The following is an 11,018-nucleotide window of genomic DNA, read 5'->3' on the forward strand; positions in this document are numbered from 1 at the left end:
TTTGGTGGGGTGTGCCCGGTGAATTCGACATTCCTCACCCCCGCGGCCGCCGTCTTTCACCGTCCAACTCTAAGTCAGAATCAAACCAAAGGGCGTGAGAGCGGAGGTGGCAGAGCCCATTGCGGGACAACCGCCGTGAGCGATGGTAGGGCGCATGACGGTCAACCCGATCATACGGGTGGTACGACGTCGCGTGCGTCTTCGCCGCCCGTTGTCTGGGCACGCACTCACTGGCCACGTTTCAGCAACGACTCCAGTCCCTCGTCGGCCGTCCCCAGGGAACTGCGATAGGCTGAGAGCATCGCGATCGGGTCGATGAACCGCCAGGCGGGCAAACTGGAGGCAAACACTGTCATCAACGCCCCGCCGCGGAGTGCCCAGAACACGTATCCGATCGAAAACACGCTCATCCCGGCGCCCGCAGCCCCGACGTAGACCAGCATCGGAGATTCTTCGTGCTGCTCGAGATCATCCCACTGAGTCCAGAGGATGGCTTGTCGAATGTCCTGCTGAAGCAAACGTTCCAGTTGCGTCGATTCAGACGAGGCTGAACGTGCGGCAGATACTTGGTTCTCAGAGACGCCGTAAACACTGAACAGCCGCCCCGACGAATCGCCGCTGAAGTCGCCTAGTGTCCCGGAATTTCCATCCGCCTCGGGTCCATTCTTGGCATTTGCCAACCGCTCGGCTTGTGCGGCTGCGTCCAGCGCCGCTTGAACCGCGCCGGCGGCATTGCTGGCGGATTCGTCCCGTTGTGACTCATCGGCCGAATCGCTTTGCGTCAAAGGATCCTCGCCACTTCCCGGTTCATCTCCGCTGTCCGTCGTCAATTCTGCTGGAGCGTTCGAAGAAGAACTCGAGGACGTGTTTGAAAACGATGTTGGCGCCGGTGCAAGCAGAACCTCAATCGTCACCTCGACCGCACCGCTGACCAGCGAACCGTCGGTCACTGAATAGAAAAAAGAATCTCGTCCAAAGAAACCGATGTTGGGCGTGTAAGTGAACGCGCCGCCGGGCTGTAGCGAAAACGTCCCATGGTTCGGTCCGGTCACAAGAATCGTCGACATCGTGTGCCCATCGACATCCGTGTCATTGAAAATCACACCCGGGTCGGCGACCGACAACGTCGCTTGGGGGTTGACCGTGTAGGCATCGGCGGTGGCAACCGGAGCATCGTTGACGGCGGTGATGTTCAATTGAATCGACTGGACGAGGGTGTCGGTTCCGCCACCGTCATCGATCACCTGGTAAGAAAAGAACGACGGTCCGCCGTTGGCATCGTCGGTGGGTCGGAACTGCATGCCTTGGAGCTCTGCCAACGTGTAGGTCGACGTCGTCACGGTTGTGACGCCATCGGCCAAGTAGATTGCTCCGAGTGATCCCGATGGCACAACAGTGACTTGGTAGGAGAGGGTTTGGGATAACTCATCGCCTCCGCCGCCCGGGCCGTAGTGGACCGCCCCCAGACCCAGCGAGGTGAATCCGGAATCCTCCAGCACCGTCAGGTCATTCACCGAGCCGGCCGACAGCACGGGTGCGTCGTTGATGGGCGTGGCGGTCATCGTTTTGATCCCCGTCACCGGTGCTGCCAATCCATCGTCGACGCTGGTCGCGATCGTGAAGTCGTTCGCGTAATCCGCAGTCGGCGAGAACGTCACACCGGCCAGCAACGCATTGACATCCGCCACCGCACCGCTGGCGGTCCAAACACCGGCGGCAAAAGACGACGTCACCGCACCCGACGTGCCGGTGCTTAACGAACCCGCGGCAACATCCGACAGCGTTAATGTCACCGTCAGATTGGCGTCATCGATATCGCTGACCACAATGTCCGTCAGATCCAGCGAAGCGTCCTCGGTGTAGGTTTCGGCCGCGCTCAGGTTTGTGCCCAAGGGAGCGTCGTTGATCGCGGTGATGGTTACCTTCACCGTCGCCGTGTCGGTTCCGCCGTTGCCATCATCGACTTGATAGGTGAACGAATCGATCGCCGTCTGCCCGGGCGCGAGATAATCAAACATGCCGTTGGGATCATACTGGTAGTCCCCTCCCGCGGCGGCGGTCAACAGCGCTCCCGATGGCAAGGTGAACGTCGAACCGACATTCGCCCCGCTGCCGTTGACCTGCGTGACGGTCAGCGGGTCTCCCTCGCCATCGAGGTCATTGCCGAGAACTCCGTCGGCCAGATTAATGGTCAGCGGTGTGTCCTGGTTGGTCGAATAGCCGGTCCACTGCGGCCCGACCGTTCCCGAACCGCCGTCGACGAGTGATCCCGTGTTGGCATTGGCCGTCAAGTCAGCGGTGCTCGTCCCCGTCCCTTCATCAAAGCTCCAGTAACCGATCAGGCCCGTTTCGGTTCCGGTCAGGGATTGGTCGAGGCTGGTGCGGATTTCGTTCTGAGTCCGGGAGACGTTCCACAGTCGAACTTCGTCGATCTCTCCGGAAAAATACTGACCGACCGGGTTGTTTTGTCGCCCGCCGACGATGAAGTCATCCTTCGTTGCGTGCGCATCCCCGATGCTGCCCGATCCATAGTACGTTTCGACCAGATTGCCGTTGACGTACGTGCTCATCGTGCCGTTGTCATAGACCACCGAAACGTGAGTCCATTCATTGAGCGGGACGATAGCCCCGGTGTCATGCCAGGCCCAACCGGGCGTGGTGTTCGCGACGGCCCACCGCAGGTTGCCCGTCGACGTGATGCCGATTTCGTACTCGCCTTCCTTGTTCAGAATGATGCTGGATGAGGTGGGATAAGCATCGGGGCGAATGCGGGCCTCCATCGTCAGCTGGTTGCTGACTTCCAGAACCGCGCTAACGCCCATGTTCACCCGATCGTCGATGCCGTCAAATTTCAGCCCATGGTGGTCGTCGACGGCAATCGGGTCATCATCGACGGCTGTCACAGACAACGACCTTTGTGAGGTGTTGCTCGTGCCGCCGTCGCCATCGGTCACCACAAAGTCGATCGTGCGCAACGATGACGAGGGATCGTCCGAGACGTTGAAATAGCTGACCTGTCGTCCGATTTCCTGAGCGATCGCGGGTGTGCCGTTGCCATTGAACGTGATCACCAGCGGTGCTGTCCCCGTGCCACCGGTCAGCGTCCCGACTTGTGTCCCGCTGTGATACACCCCCGTCCCCAGCAACGTGATCGCACCGCCGGGCGAGATCATCAATCGATCGTCTGCGGTGGCGTTGGCGGAAATCGTGACCGTCAACTGGCCGCCGTTGAGATCAACGGGATCCACATCCGCGATCGTCAGCAGTGAATCCACGACCGTCGCGACGGCATTTTCCGAATAGGCCGCGACGCCTGCGGAGGTGCCGGTGACCGGCGCATCGTTCACGTCGGTCACGGTCACGTTGGCGGTTTCTGCCGCACTGCTGAATGCCGTGACGCCGCCGCGAACCGACGCGTCGACTTGGGTTCCTGCCGTCCCGCTGGTTTGATCCCAGCCATAGAAATCAAAACTCGCCGTCGTGCCTGATTCGCCGTTGGGAACAAAACGAACCAGGTCGACCGCTCGCAACAACAACGCGGACGTGCTGGAAACACTGCCGACTGCGGTCCACGACGATCCGCCGTCGGTGGAATACTCCCACGTTCCGTTGCCGCTTGACAGTGAGGTGATCGCGACGCCTTCGCTGGCCCCGCTGTCAACGTCGGTGATCCGGTCACCGCCGGCGCTGGCAATGATCGCACTGATCGTGTCGCCGGCGTTGCTGGTTTGGTCTTCATTGATCGACGTCAGTGTCATGCTGCCGGTGTTGTCGACCACGGGAGCATCGTTCACGCTGGTGACAACAATGTCGGCCGATTCGATCGCTGTAGAGAACGCAGACGTGCCACCGTTGGTTGCGGTGCTGACTTTCGTACCGGCGGTCCCCGCCGTTTGGTCCCAACCGCGATAGTTAAAGCTGGCGGTAGTTCCGTTTTCCGCGTCGGGTATGAATCGAACCAGATCGCTGTCCCTCAACAGCAGAGCGGAAGCGTTGGAAACCGAGCCGATGTCGGCCCAACTCGCGCCGGCGTCGACGGAGTACTGCCAGGTGCCGCCGCCGCTGACGAGCGACGTGATCGCGATCCCTTCCAATGCCCCGCCGTCCACGTCGGTCATCCGGTCACCACCGGCACTGGCGATGATCGATGCGACGGTGTCTCCGCCGTTTGCCGTTTCGTCTTCGGTAAGAGTCGAAAGCGTCGTCGCGCCCGCGGGATCATAGACCGGGGCATCATTGACATCCGTGACCGTGATCGCAGCCGTTTCGGTGGCCGAGCTGAACTCGGTGATTCCGCCGTTGGAGGACGTGTCGACTTTGGTTCCGAACGCCCCGACGGATTGGTCCCAGGCGCGGAAGGTCACATCGGCCGACGTGCCGCCGACGCCGTTCGGCACCAGTCGAATCAGATCGTTCGAACGCAGCAACAGCGCCGATGTGTTCGATACCGCTCCGATGTCAGTCCAGGTTCCTCCGGCATCGGTCGAATATTGCCAGGTGCCGTTGCCGTTGTTCCAGGATGTAATCGCAATCCCTTCGACCGCCCCGATGTCAACGTCGGTGACGCGGTCGCCGCCGGCGCTCAGCAGGACGCTGGCGACCGTATTGCCCGAGTTGGTCAGATCATCTTCGGTGATGGATGTCAGCGTCATCGTGCCGCTATTGTCCAGCACCGGTGCGTCATTGACATCCGTTACCGTGATCGCGGCGACTTCGGTGGCGACACTGTAGGGCGTCGTCGCACCGTTGACGGAAGTGTCAGCGGTGGTGCCTGCCGTTCCGGTCGCCTGATCCCAGGCCCGGAACGTGACCGTGGGCGGAGTTCCGTTCTTGGCGTCGGGAACAAAACGCAGTAGATCGTTTTCGCGCAACAACAGCGCCGAGGTGTCCGACACGGTTCCGACATTCGACCACGACGAGCCGCCGTCGATCGAGTACTGCCAAGCACCGTTTCCGTTGTCGGTTGCGGTGACCGCAATGCCTTCGACCGGTCCAAAGTTGACGTCGGTGATGCGATCCCCACCGGCGCTGGCGATGATCGCAGCCACCGTATCACCGGCGTTGGTGACCTGGTCTTCGGTGATGGTCGTCAGGGTCATCGCCCCCGAATTGTCCAGGATCGGAGCATCGTTGACCAACAGCGACGCCGTGTCGCTGGCGACGGAAAACGCGGTCGTCGTTCCGTTGACCGAAGCATCGGCAAGCGTTCCGTTAGCGCCGGACGTTTGATCCCAACCTCGGAAGGTGATGGCCGAGGCGATCTGGCCGTTGTAGTCGGGGTCCGGCTGGAAATAGAGTCGTGTGTTCGCGTCGGCGGCGAGCAGTCGTGCCGAGCTATCGCTGACCGCTCCGAGCGGATTCCAGTTGGCCCCATTGTCGACCGAATAGAACCACGAGCCGTCGGTCGTGTCGGCAGCCGTCACGGCAATCCCCAGCAACGCCCCGATGTCAACGTCAGTGATGTTGTCGACTTGACCGGAGGGAGAAGCGAAATCAACGAGCGAGGTAATCAACGTACCGACTGCCCCGACCGGCGCCGGGGCGTCTTCGTATTGGCCGTCCAGGATCGGGCTTTCACTTGCATCCAGAACCGGTGCGTCGTTGACATCGGTCACCGTGATGGATGCGACTTCGGTTGCGGTACTGAACGGCGTCGCTGCGCCATTGCTGGAAGCATCGACGACGGTCCCGGCCACTCCGGACGCCTGATCCCAAGCCCGAAACGTCACCGTCGGCGCGGTACCGTTCTCCGCGTCGGGCACAAAACGCAGGAAATCACTGTCGCGCAGCAGCAGTGCCGCAGTATCGGAAACGCTCGGGACACTCGACCAGTTGGTGCCCCCGTCGAGCGAATATTGCCAGCTTCCGTTGCCGTTGTTGGTCGCGACCAAGGCGATCCCTTCGACCGCACCGGGATTCACATCGGTGATCCGGTCCCCGCCCGCGCTGGCGATGATCGACGCCACACTGTCACCTGCGTTGGTGACCTCGTCTTCGTTGATCGTTGTCAGTGTCATCGACCCGGTGTTGTCCAACACCGGAGCGTCGTTGACCAACTGAGATGCCGTATCGGTCGCAGCGGAAAACGCAGACGTCGTCCCGTTGATCGACGCATCGGCCAGAGAACCGTTGCCGCCCGTTGTTTGATCCCAGGCGCGGAACGTCAGCGCACTGGCGACCTCGCCGGTGTACCCGGGATTGGGCTGAAAATAGACACGTGTGTTTGCATCGGCCGCCAGCAATCGGGCCGAGCTGTCGCTGACCGCTCCCATCGCGATCCAATTTGATCCGTCGTCGATCGAATAGAACCAGGTTCCGTTACTCGCATCGACACCGGTCACCGCGATTCCCAGCATCGAACCGCCATCCACATCGGTGACGTTATCGAGTTCCCCAGACGGCGTCGCGTCGTCGACCAACGCGGTGATCAACGTGCCCACCGCACCGACCGGCGCAGGTGCATTCTCCGCCACGCCTTCCAATTCCGGGCTGGCGGCGGAATTCAGGACGGGAGAGTCATTGACGCTCGTGACGCTGATGTCGGCGGTTTCAATCGACGTGCTGAATGCCGTACTGCCGCCATTGCTGGACGCATCCTCCTTCGTGCCGAACGTACCGCTGGTCTGGTCCCAAGCCCGAAAATCAAAACTCGCCGACGTGGCGTTGCGGCCGTTGGGGACAAACCGAACCAGATCCGTGTCGCGCAGCAGCAACGCAGAGTTGTCCGAGACGGGGCCGACGGCCAGCCAGGTGCTACTGCCGTCGGTCGAATATTCCCAGTCACCGTTGCCATCGGCGGTCGCCGTGATCGCGATCCCTTCGGGTGATCCCGAGTCGATGTCGGTCACCCGATCACCGCCGGCGCTGGCGATGATCCAAGCCACGGAGTGTCCGGCGTTGGACGATTCGTCTTCGTTGATCGTGCTCAACGTCATCGTGCCGGTGTTGTCCAGCACCGGAGCGTTATTGTTGCTCGCGGTCAGGTTCGACGAAAACTCGGACGTCGCGTTGGTGGTCAAGTCGGTCGCCGTTGCCGAGATGACTTCACCGACTGCAACCGCGGATCCCAGCGTCGGACTGAACGATGCATCGCCCGTTCCATCGGCCGTGACGTTTACAAAGCCCAGAAAACGCTGGCCTTCGCCGTAGCCGCTGGCGTCACCGGTCGCATTGGCAAAAAACTCGATCCGGAACGAGCGACCGGGCGTCGAAGCCAGCGTGCCGACGATCGTCGTCGAAGGTCCCGATGCGACCGCCGTGAGCACGGGGAAGTTTTGCAGATCGTTGGCACCCGAATCCAGGTCCGGGGTGGGAGTCAATTCGCCGTCATTGGCCGTGACACCGTCGCCACCCAAATCGATCGCCAAACCGCCGTTGGAATGAATCGAATTGCCGAGAATGGAATTTCCGGTTCCCGACGATTCGACCTGAACACCGTCGCCGACGTTGTAGCCGATCACGTTGGCTTGACCAGCTGTCGTGCCGCCGATCGTGTTGCCGGATCCGGCGATCACGATCCCTTCGCCTTGGTTGGCCAAGGCACTCAAGCCGGTCGCATCTGTGCCGACATAATTGCCCTCCACCACGATACCACTGACCCCCGCGCCGATTGCGATCCCGGCGCCATCGTTTCCGCCGATCAGGTTGCGATCTGCGACGGCCGCGCTGCCGATCGTATTGTTGTTGGCAACGATCGTGATCCCGTCCTGCAGATTACCCAGATCGGAACCACCACTGCTGTCGGTGCCGATGAAGTTGCCGAGAATCGAGTTGCCGGTACTGCCGATTTGGATTCCGCCGAGATCAAATCGGTTGATCACCAGTCCCCTGATCGTGCTTCCGTCGCTCCCTGCGCCAAGGTCCAGGCCAAATGTCGTTCCGGCGGCCGATCCGTCGAGCTGGATATTGAGTACCGCATCGTCACCGATCGACAACGTGTTCACCGATGAACCGGATTGGGTGTAGCCGTCGATCAAAACCGCGTCCGTGATCGTCGGAAGCGCAGTCGACAGATTTATCGAATGCAGCCCTGGCCCGCTGATATTGAATTCAATGGTGTCCAACCCCGACAATGCGTTGGCATCCAAGATGGCTTGGTGCAGCGATCCGGCACCCGTGTCGTTTACATTCGTGACCGTAAACGTCGCCAACGCGCCGCTCCAGGTCTGCTGCGCCTGGACATCAAACGCGACAGACGTCTCGATCGAACCAAACGTGTACTCCAAGTCCCAATCGCCGCCGAGTGCCTGGTGCCCCGTCACATCCTCGCTGGCCGCGACATCGCAGTCACACAGTGCCGCGATCGAATCCACCAAGGCACGTCCGTCGTCGGATCCGGCCAAGTCACATCCATACAACAACAAGTCGGCATCGGGATCCATCGCGCCGCCCCACGAAGCGATGTCGCCGGAATACGCCGAAATCGTCTCGGCGTCCAGACGCGCGTTGCCAAGTTGCAGCCCCTGCCGATCGCCATGGCTGACCAGATGGACCGCATCGACACCGGAGAGTTCGCCGAGCGTTTGCGTGATCTGGCGGATCCCATCTTCATCCGATGACAGACGGACGACCCACCACTGCGTTCCACCGACGGACTGGTCGCGAAGTCCGTCCAACAGCACGTCGGCGTCCTCCACCGATTCATCAATGAAAACGACTTCGAGCGGACGTGACGGATCAAAGCGAGAAGGCGCAGCTGACTGGCCATTGAAAAATTGCTCGGATTCGGCGACAGCAATCTCGCCGAACGCAGCGTCGCCCCACTCGCTCGCTTCGCCTGACGGACCCGAATCGAGCATCTGAACCAACATCGAATCGAGGAGCTCGACGTCCGCCGGAGTGTCCGACACACCCTCTACAGAACCCTCTGCGCTAAGCAGTATTCGGTCTTCCAGCAAGTAGAAGTCGAAGACGCGTCTGGTTTTTTTTACAGGCAAGGATTCGTTCCGGACGTTCACAGAAGGGTCGACAAATGCACATCGACTCCACATCTATCGGCGGGTCTGTTCCAAAGGTAGGACGCGAACCAGCAGAATCGGGAGAGATCTATGCCGAGTCTCGCCAAAGCGGGGCAACCTCAACGAAGGATCGTGCCGATCGCAGTGATCAGCCGGAAGTGAACGATTACAACCGGAGTGCTCCGTCAACTTTTCCACTGGGCCCTTCCTTATTCGCGTCTGCTCAACAGCGATTCCAACCCCTCGTCGGATGTCAATTGTGAACTGCGATAGGCCGACAGCATCGCGATCGGGTCGATGAATCGCCATGCCGGAAGGCTCGATGCGAACACCGACATCAAGGCGCCGCCACGCAATGCCCAGAACACATAGCCGATCGAAAACACACTCATCCCTGCTCCGGCGGCGCCCACCACCACCGTCACGGGAGACTGCTCCTGCTCCTGGTAATCGTCCCACTGGGTCCAAACGATCGCTTGCTGCAAGTCTTGTTGAAGCAAGCGTTCGAGCTGCTCGAGTTCCGGCGAATAAGAGAGAACAAAATTTGCCGAGTTCCGAACCGTTGTGTAGGAGGCCAAGAACCGCTGCTCTGACTCCGCCAACTCGTCTGCGGTGCGTTCCGCCGCAGCACGCTCGGCCGCTTCGTTTGACGGTCGTTCGCCCACACCCGCTTGCATCGGTGAAGCGAGCGGAACCGCAACGGCGGATGAACTGCCCCCGTCGTCGGTCGACTCACTCGTTTCGCTCTCATCGGCCGCGTTCTCGGTTTCCGTTTCGTATTCCGACTCCGATTCAGACTCCGTCAGCGTTTCCGAATCCGGTGTGTCGTCCTCCACGACTTCGTTGCTCGGGAGCGGATTGGACGGGCCGGTCGCGGGGGCGGCGACGGGCACTTCAAGCACGACTTGAGCGATGTTGCTCGATAACGCGCCATCGGTGACTCGATAGAAAAAGGAATCTTGACCGAAGAAGCCCGCGTTCGGCGTGTAGGTGAAACTGCCGCCAGGGGCCAGACTGAAGGTGCCGTTGGTCGGCGCGGTGACCAACACGATCGCGAGCGCATCACCGTCGATGTCGGTGTCATTGAAAATCACGCCCGCCACTCCCACGGAAAGCGTTTCACCGATCGTCACCGTGAACGCTTCCCCGGTCGCCGCGGGAGCTTCATTGACATCCGTCACGGCGATCGAGTTCGTCAGCGTTGTCGTCGAACCGTCACTGCTCGTTGCGCGAATGGTAATCGTTTCGCTCGCCGACGTTTCGTGATCGAGCGCTCCGGCAACCCGAACAATCCCCGTCGTCGTATCGATCGAGAATCGACCGCCGGCATCGTCGTCGAGTGAATACGTGACGCTGGCCCCGGCGTCCGCATCGCTTGCCAGTGCGGTGATGCCGACGGTGGTTCCGATCACCGCGTCCTCGGCAACTGAATTGGCCGACGAATCAACATCCGCAATCGCGCTGATCGCATTGTCGTTGACGGGCGTCACCGTGATGGTGAAGGTCCCGGCGATCGCCGACGCGCCGTCTTCTCCGCCATCGGCGAGCGTAAACCCAAAGCTATCGCCGATTGTCTCGCTGTCGTCGTGACTGTATGTGACGTCTCCATTGTCCAGATCCGCCTGCGTGAACGTATCACCCAGCGTGAGGGTCCCGAATCCTGCCAACGTCAACGTCCCGTTGTCGACGGCGTCCGTGACGGTGTACGTCAAACCCGTCGAAGCGTCGTCGACATCACTGCCGCTGAGCATGCCCGGCGTGATCGCGGTTCCCGTCGCCCCTTCGGCAACCGTCATCCCCAAGTTGGTTGCCAGGTTCGGTGAATCATTGACCGCGGTGATATCGACGTTGACGGTGCCAATGGTTTGATCCGTTCCGCCGCCGCTGCCGGTGTTGCCGCCGTCGTTGACCACCACTTGGATCGTGTCGGCGTCGTTACCGAAGGTATGGGGCGTGCCGTGCAAGTACTGGATGTTGGCCGGGGTGTCCAAGAACGTGTTCAAATCGGCTAGTGGTGCGTCAGCTTCAAGAATTAGGGTTGGTCTAATCGCGTAAAAGCTT

At 60.8% G+C, this 11,018-nt stretch carries 2 protein-coding genes; both read right to left on the minus strand.

Features of this window, described 5'->3' with window-relative positions; all coding sequences use genetic code 11:
- Positions 1–227 precede the first annotated feature (227 nt).
- Positions 228–8,936: a DUF4347 domain-containing protein gene (locus TBK1r_RS34865; RefSeq protein WP_419580695.1), complete on the minus strand. Its 8,709-nt coding sequence runs from the start codon at positions 8,934–8,936 to the stop codon at positions 228–230.
- A 230-nt stretch (positions 8,937–9,166) separates the two neighbouring features.
- Complete coding sequence (locus TBK1r_RS34870; protein WP_145220473.1) at positions 9,167–10,960, minus strand: cadherin-like domain-containing protein; 1,794 nt, start codon at positions 10,958–10,960, stop codon at positions 9,167–9,169.
- Between the last annotated feature and the right edge of the window lie 58 nt (positions 10,961–11,018).

It is taken from the genome of Stieleria magnilauensis, assembly GCA_007753675.1.
GTDB lineage: Bacteria > Planctomycetota > Planctomycetia > Pirellulales > Pirellulaceae > Stieleria > Stieleria magnilauensis.